Origin of the sequence: Streptomyces sp. V2I9 (genome assembly GCF_030817475.1) — a bacterium.
Lineage (GTDB): Bacteria > Actinomycetota > Actinomycetes > Streptomycetales > Streptomycetaceae > Streptomyces.
Genome location: NZ_JAUSZJ010000002.1, coordinates 2,971,544 through 2,985,032 on the forward strand (window position 1 = coordinate 2,971,544; position 13,489 = coordinate 2,985,032).

The following is a 13,489-nucleotide window of genomic DNA, read 5'->3' on the forward strand; positions in this document are numbered from 1 at the left end:
TTGTTTCCACGACCGACATGGGTAGGGGGCCAAGCGAGCCGGGCGGGACGCCCCGCCTCGCACCGGGCCCCTTCCGTGACACCCGGTCGAGGACGGGTCGCGCGCAGGGCTCGCAGAGCACCGGGAGCCGCTCCGCATCGGCGGTCCCCGCAACGCGGATCGCACCACGGGCACGAGGACCACCGGCGTCCGGGCGCCGTACACGGCTCCGGACGACGCGCATCCGCGTGTCCGGCGTCACGGCGTCCGGGGTCGTACACGTCACCGCCTCCGTGGCGGTGCGCCGTCTCCGGCACGCCCGTGGGCGCGTGGCGCGCACCGGCATGGCGTACCGAAGCGCATCAGGGTCCGAACATGCCGCAGCGCCCGACGACGCAGCGTGAAAACGACTGGTCAGCGGGCACCGCAGCACATTCATATGACCGGTGCGATCCGGTTTCAGGACGCGAGGACCTCGTCGAGCAGAGCCTCGGCCTTGTCCTCGTTCGTGTTCTCCGCGAGGGCGAGCTCGCTCACCAGGATCTGGCGGGCCTTGGCGAGCATGCGCTTCTCTCCGGCGGAGAGACCGCGCTCGCGCTCCCGACGCCACAGGTCACGCACGACTTCCGCGACCTTGATGACATCGCCGGAGGCGAGCTTCTCGAGATTTGCCTTGTAACGCCGGGACCAGTTCGTCGGCTCTTCGGCGTACGGCGCGCGCAGCACCTCGAAGACCCGGTCCAGCCCGTCCTGCCCGACCACGTCGCGCACGCCCACGAACTCCGCATTGTCCGCCGGCACACGAACCGTCAAGTCGCCCTGGGCGACCTTGAGCACCAAGTAGGTCTTGTCCACGCCTTTGATCTGGCGAGTTTCGATAGCCTCGATCAGCGCGGCCCCGTGATGGGGATAGACCACGGTGTCGCCAACCTTGAACGTCATGTGACAGGTACCCCTTCCGTGGCTATCCAGAGTAACACGAGAATCGCCTCTCCTGAATGGCGTTTTCGCAGGTCAGGGCATATCTCGGGGCTTGACAACAGCAACACGGACGTGCTGCGGAAGGCTTCCGGAGAGCGGTATTCGCAGGTCGGAGCCGTTGTGCGGCCGAGGCGAAACGTCTGCGCCACACGGCCCGGAAGCCCTACAGAAGACGACGAACGTCCCGTTTTGTCGGGTTCGCGGCGGTGATCTTTCCGTACTCCGTTCGGTGATCGCTCACCCGTACGGACGAAAGTGTCCGGCCGCTATGAATTGATCAAGCCACATGCCGCCGACCTCCTTTCCTGTGGGAAGCCGGGAAAGGGAAGAAGCCGCGGCACGGGCGGACACCGCGTCGCAGATGGGCGCGGCCGGAAGAATTGATCACGCGGAATAGATGAACAGCACATGGCGTACTCGCCGGTAGAACACCGCGTGCCCTCGGCCGAAGACGCGTACCCGCCGCGGAAGGTCCGTACGTGCCGGGAAGCCGCCGCGGGAGGCTCGTACGCGCCCTCGTACGCGCCGGGGGAAGGCGTACGCGTCAGGGCAGGCCCGTACCTCCGTCGCAGAGGGCTCGTACGTGCCGGGGACGCCGTCCGGACGCCTTCGTGTGGCCGCCCGGCGGACCTCCCCGCTCCCCCGGACGGGGACCCGCCGGGGGTCCTTCGGGGACCCGCCAGGGGTCCGTCGGGGAAGTGGCGGGGACGTAGGGGCGGGTCGGGTGCGGGGCGGGCGAGGCGGCTCGGTAGCCTAATGCCGCTGACACACCCTTAGGGCGGCTTTACACCACCGCCCGAGCCCGACGTCCGAAGCCCGCAGTCCGATCGTTCAAGGAGTTGCCGCCGCCGTGAGCCGCAGCCTTCGACACGGCGCTCTCGCCGCCACCGCCACCGCGTTCTCGATCGTCTCCCTGTCCGCCTGCGCCGCGGGCAACAACGCCGAGACGCTCAAGATCAGGCCGGACAACGCGGCCACCTCGGTGGGCAGCATCAAGGTCCAGAACGTCAACGTCATCACGCAGCCCGAGGGCGGCGGGAACGGCCCGGCCGTCGTCGCCGCGACGCTCTTCAACGAGGGCACCGAGCGCGAGGTGCTGGAGGCCATCACGCTGCCCGGCAGCAGCGTCGAGGTGAAGCTCCAGGCCGCCAAGGGCAAGGGTCCGATCGTGGTCCCGGCCGGCGGCCAGGTCACCATCGGCGGCAAGGGCAACGCCGCCGCCGTGATCGAGAACGGTGGCGAGGCCGCCCGTAACGGCGACGTCCAGCAGGTCGTCTTCAAGCTCAGCCGCACCGGTGACGTCGGCCTCGGTGCGAGCGTCTTCCCCGCCGAGGGCTTCTTCAAGGACTTCGGTCCCAGCCCGAAGGCGGAGGCGCCCGCCACGACGCCCAGCGCGAAGCCGTCGGGCTCCGCCTCCCCCTCCGGCTCCGGTGACACCGCCGGCGAGACGGGGGCCCCCGCCGAGGGCGCCCAGGGCGAGACCGGCACGCAGGGCGACGCGGCCACGCAGGGCGCCGGCGCCGCCGCCTCGGCGCCCGCGGCGCACTGACGCGGCGGGCTCCGGCCCCGTAGCCGCGCAGACGGTCTCCGTACGCCGAAGGGGCGCTTCCCGGCCGGGAAGCGCCCCTTCGGCGTGTGCTGTGCTTCGGTCTACGGCTCGAACTTGTACCCCAGGCCCCGCACGGTGACGAGGTAGCGCGGCGCGCCGGGGTCGGGCTCGATCTTGGCGCGCAGGCGCTTCACGTGGACGTCGAGGGTCTTGGTGTCGCCGACGTAGTCCGCGCCCCAGACCCGGTCGATGAGCTGCATCCGGGTCAGCACGCGGCCCGCGTTGCGCAGGAGCATCTCCAGCAGGTCGAACTCCTTGAGCGGGAGATCGACCTTGCCGCCCGAGACGGTGACCACGTGCCGGTCGACGTCCATCCGGACCGGGCCCGCCTCCAGGGCGGCCGGGGTGACCTCCTCCGGCTCACCGCGGCGGCGCAGGACGGCCCGGATGCGGGCGACCAGCTCACGGGAGGAGAAGGGCTTGGTGACGTAGTCGTCGGCTCCTATTTCCAGCCCGACGACCTTGTCGATCTCGCTGTCCTTGGCGGTCACCATGATCACCGGGACGTTGGAGCGGCTGCGGAGCTGGCGGCACACCTCGGTGCCGGGCAGGCCGGGCAGCATCAGGTCGAGGAGGACCAGATCGGCGCCGTTGCGCTCGAACTCGTCGAGCCCGTCGGGGCCGGTCGCCGCGATGGCGACCTCGAACCCTTCCTTGCGCAGCATGTAGGACAGGGCGTCGCTGAAGGATTCCTCATCCTCGACGACAAGCACTCGGGTCACGGAAGAGCCTCCGGGGCGGGGATCGGGTCAAAGGTGTCGGTCTCGTACGGCCCCTCGTCGTCGCCGTTGACGATAAGCGGTCCGCCGGTGGTGCGCTCCCTCGTGGCACCCGTTTCGGGGAGCCGGAGGGTGAAGGTGGAGCCCTGGCCCTCGGAGCTCCAGACGGTGACCTCCCCGCCGTGCGAGGCGGCCACGTGCTTGACGATGGCGAGGCCGAGACCGGTGCCACCGGTGGCCCGTGAGCGGGCCGGGTCGACGCGGTAGAACCGTTCGAAGACCCGTTCGCGGTCCTTCTCGGAGATGCCGATCCCCTGGTCGGTGACGGCGATCTCGATGAGGTCCCCGCCCTGCGAGGCGAGGCGGCGCGCGGCGATGCCGACGCGGGTGTGGGCGGGACTGTAGTTGACGGCGTTCTCGACGAGGTTGCCGAGGGCGCCGACGAGCTGGCCGCGGTTGCCCCAGACCGTGAGGCCCTCGGCCCCCGCGGAGGCCATGGTGATCTGCTTGGAACCGGCCTGCTGGCGGCAGCGGTCGATCGCCTCCGCGACCAGCGTCTCCACCTTGACCGGCTCGGCGTCCTCCAGCGGGTCGTCGTTCTGCACCCGCGAGAGGTCGATCAGCTCCTGTACGAGGTTGGTCAGCCGGGTCGCCTCGATCTGCATCCGCCCGGCGAACCGCTCCACCGCCTCCGGGTCGTCCGAGGCGTCCATGACGGCCTCGGACAGCAGCGAGAGCGCCCCGGTCGGGGTCTTCAGCTCATGGCTGACGTTGGCGACGAAGTCGCGTCGCACCGCTTCTATCCGGCGGGCCTCCGTGAGGTCCTCCACCAGCAGCAGCACCAGGCGCGAGCCGAGGGGGGCCACGCGGGCCGATACGGCGAGGGTGTCCCCCCGGCCCGTGCCGCGCCGGGGCAGATCCAGCTCCACCTGCCGTATCTCGCCGTCGCGCCGGGTGTCCCTGGCCATGTTGAGCATGGGCTCCACCGCCAGCCGGCCGCCCCGGACCAGTCCCAGGGCGTACGCCGCCGAGCTGGCCTTCACCACGCCGTCGCTCTCGTCGAGGACGACGGCGGAGGAGCTGAGGACGGAGAGGACGGTGTCCACTCCGGGAGGAAGGGCCGCGTTGCCGTCCGGCCGCAGCGACGTACGCGTGGGCCGTTTCAGGTCGCGCTCGCTCCAGCGGAACGCCAGCATGGCGATCACACCGGTACACAGCCCGGCGATCGCTGCTGCTGCGGCGACCGCCGCGTTCACGTCCATGCTTCCAGGTTATGCGCGTGCGACGCATCCCTCCCAGCCGTCCGAGTGCCATCTCGAACACTCGTCGCCCAGAGTTCACCGAGGGGTGGGGGCCGGTTCACTTAGGAGGCCGGATCCGGACGCGTTGCGCCCTCACCGTGGCACCGTGGGGGTCGGTCCGAGACCCCGGCCTCAGTTGGAACTGGAGAGGGACTTCCCATGCGCGACGCTTACCACGAGGAACTCGATTCGATCGGAGAGGGCCTGGTCGAGATGGCCCGGCTGGTCGGCTCGGCGATCGGCCGGGCGACCACGTCCATGCTCGACGCCGACCTGACGCTGGCGGAGAACGTGATCGCCGGCGACCAGAAGGTCGATGACCTCCAGCACGACCTGGAGGCCCGCGCCATCGCGCTCCTGGCCCGCCAGCAGCCGGTGGCGACCGACCTGCGCATCGTGGTGACCTCGCTGCGGATGAGCGCCGACCTGGAGCGCTCGGGCGACCTGGCCCAGCACGTGGCGAAGCTGGCCCGGCTGCGCTTCCCGCAGTCGGCGGTCCCGCACGACCTGCACGCCACCATCCTGGAGATGGGCCAGCTCGCCCAGCGCCTGATGGCGAAGGCGGCCGAGGTCATCATCACCAAGGACGTCGATCTGGCCCTCCAGCTGGAGCAGGACGACGACGAGATGGACCAGCTGCACCGCACGCTGTTCCAGCACCTGATGGACGACCGCTGGAAGCACGGCATCGAGACGGCGGTCGACGTGACGCTGCTGGGCCGCTACTACGAGCGCTTCGCGGACCACGCGGTGTCGGTGGCCAAGCGCGTGGTCTACCTGGTGACGGGCGAGCACGCGGACGAGCTCCAGGCGACGGCGCCGGTCGAGGGGGCGTAGGGCGGTTCGCGGGGCGTCGGACGCCGGGAGGGCGTCGGGGCGCAGGGGCCGGTACGGGGGTCACCGGGAGAACGACGGGGCGTACGGCCGGGAGCCGGGCCTCCGACGCCGTACCGCGTACCGCTGGTCGCACCGCCCACCCCACCCCGTACCCCCGGCGCATCACCGGCGTACGCGCGTCGCACATACGTTCCTGCGCGTGTGCGCCGTTGATGCGCCCGCCGGGATGGGCATGCAATGGGGCGGGGGCGGCGCTCCATGCCGACGGCCGCCCCAGCCGTACGCCCCCGAGGAGGGACCATGGCCGATTCCCCCATGACCGAACCCCAGCAGGAGACCCCGACCGAAGTGGTGCACCTGACCGTGCTCGGCGCCTGCGGCTGCGGCTCGGGCTGCGGGTGCGGCTGCCAGTCCGGTGCCCCGTGCCAGTGCGGCGGCTGCTGCGGCTGACCCGCACCGCGTAGGCAACGGACGGCGCCCGCCCGGAGAGATCCGGACGGGCGCCGTCGCCGTACGCGGGGGCGGGGAGCGCGGGGCTGGGGGTGCTGAGCGGTCGGGGGCGTCGGGCAGGCCAGGGGTGCCGGTCGGGCGGTCGGGCGGTCGGGCTCAGCCGGCCCGTTCCACCGACGCCGCGGGAGCGGCCTGCGGCTCGGCCTGGTCGGGGCGCGCCTCGGCCGGTACCGGCGCGGGCTCCGGCAGGGCGTCCACCGCGGCCTGCTCCTCGCGCGGCAGGTTGCGCATCAGCAGCCAGTAGCCGAGGCCGGCGACGGTGCCGATCACGGCGCAGGCGCCCCAGAGCCAGGCGGCGCCGTAGTGGTCGATGACGAAGCCGGACATCAGCGGTGCGACGAGCGCGGCCACCGACCAGGACATCGTGTACATGCCCTGGTAGCGCCCCCGGCCCCGCGCGGGCGACAGCTGCACGACCAGCCCGGTCTGGGTCGGCGCGTTCACGATCTCGGCCAGGGTCCAGACACACACGGTGAGGGCGTACACGGCGACCGAACCGGCGAAGGCGGTCAGCCCGAAGCCGTACCCGGCGAGCAGCGAGGAGACGATCAGCAGCCTGCGCGGGTCGCGGTCCTGGATGAAGCGGGTGACGGGGATCTGGAGGACCACGATCAGCACACCGTTGACGGCGATGGCGGTACCGAAGTCCGAGCTGGAGAGCCCGTCCGCGCCCATGGCCACCGGCAGCGCCACGTACCCCTGCTGGAAGATCAGCGACACCAGGAACGAGAGCCCCACCACGCCCATGAAGCGTCCGTCGCGCAGGACGGTCGTCAGCCGCACCTCGTCCTGGGGGCGCTTGCCTCCGACGGACTTCACGACCGCTTCCTCGGGCCGCGACTCCGGCACCTTCACGAAGACGAGGACGGCGCAGACGAGCGTCATCAGGGCCTCGCCCAGGAAGCCGGCGAGGTAGCTGTACTCGGCGATGAACCCGGCTCCGGCGGAGGAGATCGCGAACCCGAGGTTGATGGCCCAGTAGTTGAGCGAGAAGGCCCGGACGCGGTCCTTCGGGGGCACGATGTCCGCCATCATCGCCTGGACGGCGGGGCGCGAGGCGTTGCTCGCCATCCCGACGAAGAACGCGACGGCGGCGATGGCGAACGGGTGCTGCATGAACCCGAGCACCGCCACCGACACGGCCGTCGACGTCTGCGCGATCAGCATGGTGGGCCGCCGCCCGAGCCGGTCGGTCATGACGCCCGCGCCGAGCGAGGAGATGACCCCGCCGAGGCCGTGGAGCGCGGCGACGAGCCCGGCATACGAGGCGGAGTAGCCGCGGTCCAGGGTCAGGTAGAGGGCCATGAAGGTAGCGACGAACGCTCCCAGGCGGTTGATCAGGGTGCTGGTCCACAGCCACCAGAACTCGCGGGGCATCCCGGAGACGGTCTCGCGGGCGGCTCTTCTCAGACCGGCGACGGACATAAGGATTCCCCCCACGGGACGTACGGACGGATGCGGGACTGCGGTGACGTGACTGCGGATACGGGACCGCGGCTACGGGACTGCGGGGACGGACGGGTCTCGGGTAACACCCCTGGCGCAGTAAGAGACATTACGAAGCCCAGCTCCTCGATCGCCACCGGATTGACGCGTACCGTCAATCGACCGCAGCCCGAGCCCTCCCCGGAGCACCGCCGCGCCGCCCCGGACTCGCCCGCCGGACACTCCTGACCGGGGCGTATCCCCGCCCCCGTCCGCGTTCCGGGCGGGCGCGCGGAGGTCGCACGGGTTCGATTACGCTCGGACTCATGGCCGACACACCGTACAAGCTGATCCTCCTCCGCCACGGCGAGAGCGAATGGAACGCGAAGAACCTGTTCACCGGTTGGGTGGACGTCAACCTCACCGAGAAGGGCGAGAAGGAAGCGGTCCGGGGCGGTGAGCTGCTCAAGGACGCCGGTCTGCTCCCCGACGTCCTGCACACCTCCCTCCAGCGCCGCGCGGTCCGCACCGCGCAGCTCGCCCTGGAGTCCGCCGACCGCCTCTGGATTCCGGTCCGCCGCTCCTGGCGCCTGAACGAGCGCCACTACGGCGCGCTCCAGGGCAAGGACAAGGCGCAGACGCTCGCCGAGTTCGGCGAGGAGCAGTTCATGCTGTGGCGCCGCTCGTACGACACCCCGCCGCCGCCGCTGGCCCGCGACGCCGAGTACAGCCAGTTCGACGACCCGCGCTACGCGACCCTCCCGCCGGAGCTGCGCCCGGACACGGAGTGCCTGAAGGACGTCGTCGTCCGCATGCTCCCGTACTGGTTCGACAACATCGTCCCGGACCTCCTCACCGGCCGCACGGTCCTGGTCGCCGCCCACGGCAACAGCCTCCGCGCCCTGGTGAAGCACCTGGACGGCATCTCGGACGAGGACATCGCGGGCCTCAACATCCCCACCGGCATCCCGCTCTCCTACGAGCTGGACGCCGACTTCAAGCCGCTGAAGCCGGGCGGCACGTACCTCGACCCGGACGCGGCGAAGGCCGCCATCGAGGCCGTGAAGAACCAGGGCAAGAAGAAGTAGGTTCCCTGATCATGCCCCCGACCTGCGCATACGGCGCGGGGCGGGGGCATTTTCACCATCTGGGCCCACTGCGGGACCTCCACGCGGCGAATCCTGCGGCGGCCGGAGTGGCTGCCCGAGCGCCTTCCGGGTCCGGTCCCGGCCGCTCGGCATGAGGTGGGCGTACGCCTTCACCGGCCGTCCGGGGGGGGCTCCGTCACGTTCCGTGGATGTGTGGGTGGTCGGCGATCGGGGCCGGTAGCGGCGCAGGCGCGGGGGTTCGTGATCAACACCCCCGACCCGCAGGGAACTCGACCCAACCCTGTCACCCCACCGGGTAGCCGAACCGGCCCGGCCGGTACTCGGTGAAGTTCGCGCTGCCGAGGCCGAGTGCGGACGCCGACCGCTGGAGGGCCCGGACAGTGGCCAGTCCGGCCCACTTCCCCCGGTCGATGCGCCGGGCGAGCGCCAGTACGGCGGCGACGAGTTCGGCCGGCGTGAACTCGGTGTGCCCGGCCCGGCCCACGTACGCCTGCCGCAGCAGTTTTCCCCGCCCGGCGGCGCGTATGCGGGTGGCGTAGGCGTGCTCGTGCTCGGCCGGGATCGCCTCGTCCGCGACAACATGCACACTCAGGTGAGGAACCGGGAGTTCGGCGATGACGTCGGAGGTCCGTTGCAGCCGGCTCCGGGCGGAGGCGTCACCGGACACGGTGGCGGCGGCACTCAGACGGCCGAGGTCGGAGTCCAGGTCGAGCCCTGCGGACCGGTACAGCGCGCGTACCCGGTGCCGTCCGTCCAGGCCCGCGAGGAGCCGGGCGTAGTCGGTACCGGCATTGCGGGCGACGATCCCGCCGGCCTGCTCCTCCATGTCCACGCGGGAGGCGAAGAACTGCGTCAGCAGGCCCTCGCGCACGTACTTCGCCTGCCTGTGGGTCTGCGCGAGGTGATCGGGCTTCGGGTCGGGGCGGTCGGTCCAGGTCGGCAGGTGGTAGAGCGCGGCGGCGAGGGCGAAGCGAGCGAGGCCGGTGGGGTTGTCCAGCGCGGACACGGCCGCCTCCGTGTACGTCTCGGCCGCGGCTTTCGCCTCCTCGAGTTCCGTGAACCCGACGATCCGGGGCCGGTCCTCGCCCTCGATCAGCAGTTCGCGCAGGGCGCTGTCGCCGTGGAGTTGGTTGTCGACGATGCCGACGCCGCCGGCCAGCGCGCCGCACGCGGTGAGCGCGCCGTCGAATCCGCCGCGCGCGACCAGGCGGGAGGTGACGATCCCGCCCATCGAGGTGCCGAACGCGATGCGGACCCGTGGGGGGCCGATGAGCTCCTCGACGGCGGCCATCATGGCGAGTTGGTCGCGCACAGCAGTGTCCATGACCCAGCCGAGGCGGGAGTACGAGGACCCGGCGAGCGCGTAGCCGCGGTCCAGCAGCGCCTTGAGCACTTCGGGGCTCGGCGCGTTCTGCGCCTCGTTGGTGTCGAAGAAGGCCGGCGGCCGGTATCCGTGGCTGTAGACGACGAGGGTGCCGTTCCACCTCCGCGGCACGTCGGCGACCCAGGTGGCACCGTTCTTCAGGGTCCCGGTGTGCCGTCCGGGGCGGGGTGCGGCCGGCACCGCCGGGCTCCGGCCGACGCCGCAGCCGCCGCTCGCGGTGACGGCTGCGAGGGAGGTGGCGGCTTTCACGAGACTTCGTCGCTTCATCTGGGCTCCCTTGAGTGGACGGCTGCGCTGCCGAGTTCATCCGGGCCGGTTCGGGCGGGACGAGGACGCGGATCCTCGTGGCTACGGGCAGGGCGGCCCTCAGCGCGGGGACGGGGGATCCTAGGGGTTGCCCCCGCTGGGGAGAAGCGTCCGCCAGAGGCTCTCTAACCTCGTTAGAGGCCCTCTAATGAAGTTAGAGTGCTGAGGTCATGGCCGTCAACCGGAAACAAGTAGTCCAGGTCGCGCTCTCCCTCCTCGATGAGACGGGTCTGGAGGGGCTGACCCTGAAACGGATCGCCGACGAGCTGGGCGTGCGTACGCCGACGCTGTACTGGCACGTCAGCAGCAAGCAGGCGCTTCTCGACGAGATGGCCACCGCGATGGTCCGCGAGTTCGCGTGGCCGGCCACTCCGGCCGGCGACTGGCGGGAGTGGCTGACCGCAGTGGCGGGCGCGCTGCGCGGGACGCTGCTGCGCTACCGCGACGGGGCCCGGGTCCTCAGCGGCAGACACCTGACCGACGACTCCGCCCTGACCATGCTGGAGGTCCCGCTGCGCACCCTGGCCGACGCCGGGTTCGCCACCGACGAGGCCGCTCGGGCCTGGGGGATCCTCTACGCCTACGTCGTCGGCTTCACGATCGAGGAGCAGGCCGTACACCCGGCCTCCGGCGACCGGGACCCGCGATACGCCCCCGAGACCCGGGCGGAACGGATCGACCCCGAGAGCCACCCGCTCACCCGGAAGGCCGGAACGGTCCTCCTGGGTGACTTCGACCGCCGCTTCGAGCACGGGGTCCGGGTTCTCGTGACGGGGCTCGACGTCGTACGCGGGGGTGCGGAGGGGTGAGGCCCGCCGGACCCGGGGCGAGCCCGTCCGGCGGGAGCCCCCCGACGGGCCGCCCGAGGCCCGCGGCCATCACGGCGAGAGTCCACACGACCGGGTAGCGGCCCGGGAACGCCGGCCGCCCGGCCACGCCCCGTTCCGGTGCGCCGGCGCTCACGAGGCGTCGTCCGGCGCCGCCGGGGAAGCGGCCGGCGCGGTGTCGCCGGGGCGGGTCAGGATGTCCGCCAGGCGATCGGTCGCCTCCGGCAGCAGCCGGTAATGGACCCACGTGCCGCGCCGCTCGCCGTCGATCAGACCGGCCTGCCGCAGCAGCTCGAGGTGGTGCGAGATCGTCGGCTGCGACAGGTCGAACGCCGGGGTCAGGTCGCATACGCAGACCTCGCCGCCCGCGCGCGAGGCGATCATGGACAGCAGCCGCAGGCGCACCGGATCCCCGAGCGCCTTGAAGACCTTCGCCAGTTCGACGGCCTGTCCATCGTCCAACGGGGTGGTCAGCAGCCGCGGGCAGCACGCGTCGGCCTCGCCGGGTCGCCCCAGCGCCGCAAGCCCTTGTTTCGACATCCCTCTATGTTGACATTCGTCGATTCAGCGCGCAGTATGGCATCGACGGACATCAATACAAGCGAAGGGGAGTACCACCATGTCTCGCGCTCAGCTCGCCCTGCGTGTCAGCGACCTGGAGGCGTCGATCACCTTCTACTCGAAGCTGTTCGGCACCGAACCGGCCAAGCGGCGCGAGGGGTACGCCAACTTCGCCCTCACGGAGCCCCCGCTCAAGCTGGTCCTCATCGAGGGCGAGCCGGGGCAGGAGACCCGGCTCGACCACCTCGGCGTCGAGGTGGAGTCCACCGACCAGGTGACGGCGGCCACCGGCCGCCTCAAGGACGCCGGACTGGCGACGTTCGAGGAGAACGACACGTCCTGTTGTTACGCCCTCCAGGACAAGGTCTGGGTCCACGGCCCCGGCCGGGAGCCCTGGGAGGTGTACGTGGTCAAGGCCGACGCCGACACCCTCGGCAAGAGCGCCCTGGCCGGAAGCGGCGACGGCGGCGACGGCTGCTGTGCCGCGGAGGTCCCGGCGAACGAGGCTCCCGCCACCGGGACTTCGTGCGGCTGCGGTTGATCACCGCGGAACCGCACACGGGTGTGCTGGATCGAGCGGGCCCGAACCGTGGGACCTGGAGTCGCAGCCCCTCTCCCGGCTCGGCCTCCCGCTCGACCTCGACCAGAACCGCCACACCGCGTTCCAGAGCCGCCTGAAGGAGTTGCGGGCCCAGGCGCGCGGCCGGGCGCGGGAGGTGCCCATCAGCGCGTAGGCCGCCGCGGGCCGACGGAGACCGGGCTGTCGCCCTCACACCACCGGCTTGCGCCAGACCGAGATGTGCTTGGCCGAGTCGTCCGTGAACGGCGAGCCGTCCCAGTCCCCCACACGCTCCTCCAGGTCGAGGCCGGCGATACGGGCCATCAGGTCCAGCTCCGCCGGCCAGGCGTAGCGGTGGCGCGATGTGCCACGGCGGTAGCGGCCGTCCTCGTCGCGGGTGAAGTGGTGCGATACCAGGTGCTGTCGGACCAGCTCGAAGGTGTCGAAGCCCAGGTGCCGGTCGGAGACGTCGAACGGGACCGCGACCTGGCCGGGCGGCAGGAACCTCAGCGGGGGCACGGTGAGTTCGATGACGAAACGGCCGCCGGGGGCCAGGTGGCGGGCCGCGTTCTCGAAGCAGGCGACCTGTTCATCCTGGGTGAGCAGGTTGGAGATGGTGTTGTAGACGAGGTAGACGAGGGTGAAGTCACCGGGGACGGCCGTGGTGGCCATGTCTCCGATCACCACCGGGAGGGTCTCCTCGTCGGCCTTGGTGCGGAGCACGTCCGCCATCGGCTCGGACAGTTCGATGCCCGTCACCGGTACGCCGCGCTCCCGGAGCGGCACGCCCACGCGGCCGGTTCCGACGGCGAACTCCAGGGCCCGGCCGTCCCCGGCGAGCCGGGCGAGGAAGTCGAGGGTGGGGTCGAGGACGGCGGGTGAGGAGTTATCGGCCTCCTCGGCGTCGTAGCGGTCGGCGGTCTCTCGGGTCCACAGTTCGCTGCTCGTCACGGGCGACCACTCTGCCGCGTGGCCGGGGCTCTGTCGACGCGATTACGGGGAGGGCGTTCGGGGCCCCGCGCTCCCCTGCCGTACGTGACCGTCGCCGTCGATCGCGGGGCACATGCGACCATCGGCTCGGACAGCGGGACGAGCGAGGCGGGGCGGGGAGGGGGGTGGGCGGTGGCCGAGAAACGGTCGTACCTCGACACACCCGCGTACCTGGCATTCCTGACGGTCGTGGCGTTCTGGGCGGCGGCGAGTACGGGAAACGCGCGCCACGCACGGGTGTGGGCGGGCATCTGCGCGGTCGGCACTGCCGTGAACCTCGCCCTCGTCCTGGCCAGGCGGCGGCGCGACCGACGTACCGCCGCCGGTGGGCCACCGGGTTCGGCCGCCTCAGCGGTCGACAACTGATGCGGAGACCCGCCACCGGCACCGCA

14 protein-coding genes are annotated in these 13,489 nt (G+C 71.4%); 7 read left to right on the forward strand and 7 right to left on the reverse strand.

Going from position 1 to position 13,489, the window contains the following annotated elements:
• Positions 1 to 438: 438 nt before the first annotated feature.
• Positions 439 to 921: a CarD family transcriptional regulator gene (locus tag QFZ71_RS12955; protein ID WP_003953493.1), complete on the reverse strand. Its 483-nt coding sequence runs from the start codon at positions 919 to 921 to the stop codon at positions 439 to 441.
• A gap of 889 nt (positions 922 to 1,810) precedes the next feature.
• Between QFZ71_RS12955 and QFZ71_RS12960 the strand changes: the two genes are divergently transcribed.
• Positions 1,811 to 2,509, forward strand: a complete 699-nt coding sequence (locus QFZ71_RS12960; RefSeq protein WP_307668389.1) for a DUF461 domain-containing protein — start codon at positions 1,811 to 1,813, stop codon at positions 2,507 to 2,509.
• A 101-nt stretch (positions 2,510 to 2,610) separates the two neighbouring features.
• On the opposite strand, the gene QFZ71_RS12965 is transcribed toward QFZ71_RS12960, so the two are convergent.
• Positions 2,611 to 3,291, reverse strand: coding sequence for a response regulator transcription factor (locus QFZ71_RS12965; RefSeq protein WP_003968183.1), 681 nt, complete (start codon positions 3,289 to 3,291; stop codon positions 2,611 to 2,613).
• The gene (locus tag QFZ71_RS12970; RefSeq protein ID WP_307668390.1) at positions 3,288 to 4,550 is read right to left on the reverse strand and encodes a cell wall metabolism sensor histidine kinase WalK; all 1,263 of its coding nucleotides are present in this window, start codon (positions 4,548 to 4,550) and stop codon (positions 3,288 to 3,290) included. The genes QFZ71_RS12965 and QFZ71_RS12970 overlap by 4 nt, the downstream gene beginning before the upstream one ends.
• A 198-nt stretch (positions 4,551 to 4,748) precedes the next feature.
• Here QFZ71_RS12970 and phoU point away from each other — a divergent pair, with 198 nt between their 5' ends.
• Positions 4,749 to 5,426 (forward strand): phosphate signaling complex protein PhoU, encoded by a 678-nt coding sequence (gene phoU, locus QFZ71_RS12975; protein WP_307668391.1) that lies wholly within the window; start codon positions 4,749 to 4,751, stop codon positions 5,424 to 5,426.
• 300 nt (positions 5,427 to 5,726) lie between these two features.
• Complete coding sequence (locus QFZ71_RS12980) at positions 5,727 to 5,876, forward strand: hypothetical protein (RefSeq protein ID WP_167405183.1); 150 nt, start codon at positions 5,727 to 5,729, stop codon at positions 5,874 to 5,876.
• A gap of 156 nt (positions 5,877 to 6,032) precedes the next feature.
• On the opposite strand, the gene QFZ71_RS12985 is transcribed toward QFZ71_RS12980, so the two are convergent.
• Positions 6,033 to 7,361, reverse strand: coding sequence for an MFS transporter (locus QFZ71_RS12985; RefSeq protein ID WP_307668392.1), 1,329 nt, complete (start codon positions 7,359 to 7,361; stop codon positions 6,033 to 6,035).
• 326 nt (positions 7,362 to 7,687) lie between these two features.
• Here QFZ71_RS12985 and QFZ71_RS12990 point away from each other — a divergent pair, with 326 nt between their 5' ends.
• Positions 7,688 to 8,449 (forward strand): phosphoglyceromutase, encoded by a 762-nt coding sequence (locus QFZ71_RS12990; RefSeq protein WP_307668393.1) that lies wholly within the window; start codon positions 7,688 to 7,690, stop codon positions 8,447 to 8,449.
• 304 nt (positions 8,450 to 8,753) lie between these two features.
• Here QFZ71_RS12990 and QFZ71_RS12995 read toward each other — a convergent pair whose 3' ends face one another.
• Positions 8,754 to 10,121 (reverse strand): alpha/beta hydrolase, encoded by a 1,368-nt coding sequence (locus QFZ71_RS12995; protein ID WP_307668394.1) that lies wholly within the window; start codon positions 10,119 to 10,121, stop codon positions 8,754 to 8,756.
• A 209-nt stretch (positions 10,122 to 10,330) separates the two neighbouring features.
• On the opposite strand from QFZ71_RS12995, the gene QFZ71_RS13000 reads away from it, so the two are divergent.
• Entirely contained in the window at positions 10,331 to 10,969 is a 639-nt protein-coding gene (locus QFZ71_RS13000; protein ID WP_307668395.1) for a TetR/AcrR family transcriptional regulator C-terminal domain-containing protein, read from the forward strand.
• 150 nt (positions 10,970 to 11,119) lie between these two features.
• On the opposite strand, the gene QFZ71_RS13005 is transcribed toward QFZ71_RS13000, so the two are convergent.
• Entirely contained in the window at positions 11,120 to 11,527 is a 408-nt protein-coding gene (locus QFZ71_RS13005; protein WP_307668396.1) for a helix-turn-helix transcriptional regulator, read from the reverse strand.
• 79 nt (positions 11,528 to 11,606) lie between these two features.
• On the opposite strand from QFZ71_RS13005, the gene QFZ71_RS13010 reads away from it, so the two are divergent.
• The gene (locus QFZ71_RS13010; RefSeq protein ID WP_307668397.1) at positions 11,607 to 12,089 is read left to right on the forward strand and encodes an ArsI/CadI family heavy metal resistance metalloenzyme; all 483 of its coding nucleotides are present in this window, start codon (positions 11,607 to 11,609) and stop codon (positions 12,087 to 12,089) included.
• Positions 12,090 to 12,317: 228 nt separating this feature from the next.
• On the opposite strand, the gene QFZ71_RS13015 is transcribed toward QFZ71_RS13010, so the two are convergent.
• Positions 12,318 to 13,058 (reverse strand): class I SAM-dependent methyltransferase, encoded by a 741-nt coding sequence (locus tag QFZ71_RS13015; RefSeq protein WP_307668398.1) that lies wholly within the window; start codon positions 13,056 to 13,058, stop codon positions 12,318 to 12,320.
• Positions 13,059 to 13,229: 171 nt separating this feature from the next.
• On the opposite strand from QFZ71_RS13015, the gene QFZ71_RS13020 reads away from it, so the two are divergent.
• Positions 13,230 to 13,463: a hypothetical protein gene (locus QFZ71_RS13020; RefSeq protein WP_307668399.1), complete on the forward strand. Its 234-nt coding sequence runs from the start codon at positions 13,230 to 13,232 to the stop codon at positions 13,461 to 13,463.
• Positions 13,464 to 13,489 lie beyond the last annotated feature (26 nt).

What these genes read in the sequence shown, in the direction of transcription:
- QFZ71_RS12995 (WP_307668394.1), bottom strand. Translation starts at nt 10,121, where the DNA reads ATGAAGCGACGAAGTCTCGTGAAAGCCGCCACCTCCCTCGCAGCCGTC.
- QFZ71_RS12990 (WP_307668393.1), top strand. Translation starts at nt 7,688, where the DNA reads ATGGCCGACACACCGTACAAGCTGATCCTCCTCCGCCACGGCGAGAGC.
- QFZ71_RS12970 (WP_307668390.1), bottom strand. Translation starts at nt 4,550, where the DNA reads ATGGACGTGAACGCGGCGGTCGCCGCAGCAGCAGCGATCGCCGGGCTG.
- QFZ71_RS12980 (WP_167405183.1), top strand. Translation starts at nt 5,727, where the DNA reads ATGGCCGATTCCCCCATGACCGAACCCCAGCAGGAGACCCCGACCGAA.
- QFZ71_RS12985 (WP_307668392.1), bottom strand. Translation starts at nt 7,361, where the DNA reads ATGTCCGTCGCCGGTCTGAGAAGAGCCGCCCGCGAGACCGTCTCCGGG.
- phoU (WP_307668391.1), top strand. Translation starts at nt 4,749, where the DNA reads ATGCGCGACGCTTACCACGAGGAACTCGATTCGATCGGAGAGGGCCTG.
- QFZ71_RS13000 (WP_307668395.1), top strand. Translation starts at nt 10,331, where the DNA reads ATGGCCGTCAACCGGAAACAAGTAGTCCAGGTCGCGCTCTCCCTCCTC.
- QFZ71_RS13005 (WP_307668396.1), bottom strand. Translation starts at nt 11,527, where the DNA reads ATGTCGAAACAAGGGCTTGCGGCGCTGGGGCGACCCGGCGAGGCCGAC.
- QFZ71_RS12955 (WP_003953493.1), bottom strand. Translation starts at nt 921, where the DNA reads ATGACGTTCAAGGTTGGCGACACCGTGGTCTATCCCCATCACGGGGCC.
- QFZ71_RS13010 (WP_307668397.1), top strand. Translation starts at nt 11,607, where the DNA reads ATGTCTCGCGCTCAGCTCGCCCTGCGTGTCAGCGACCTGGAGGCGTCG.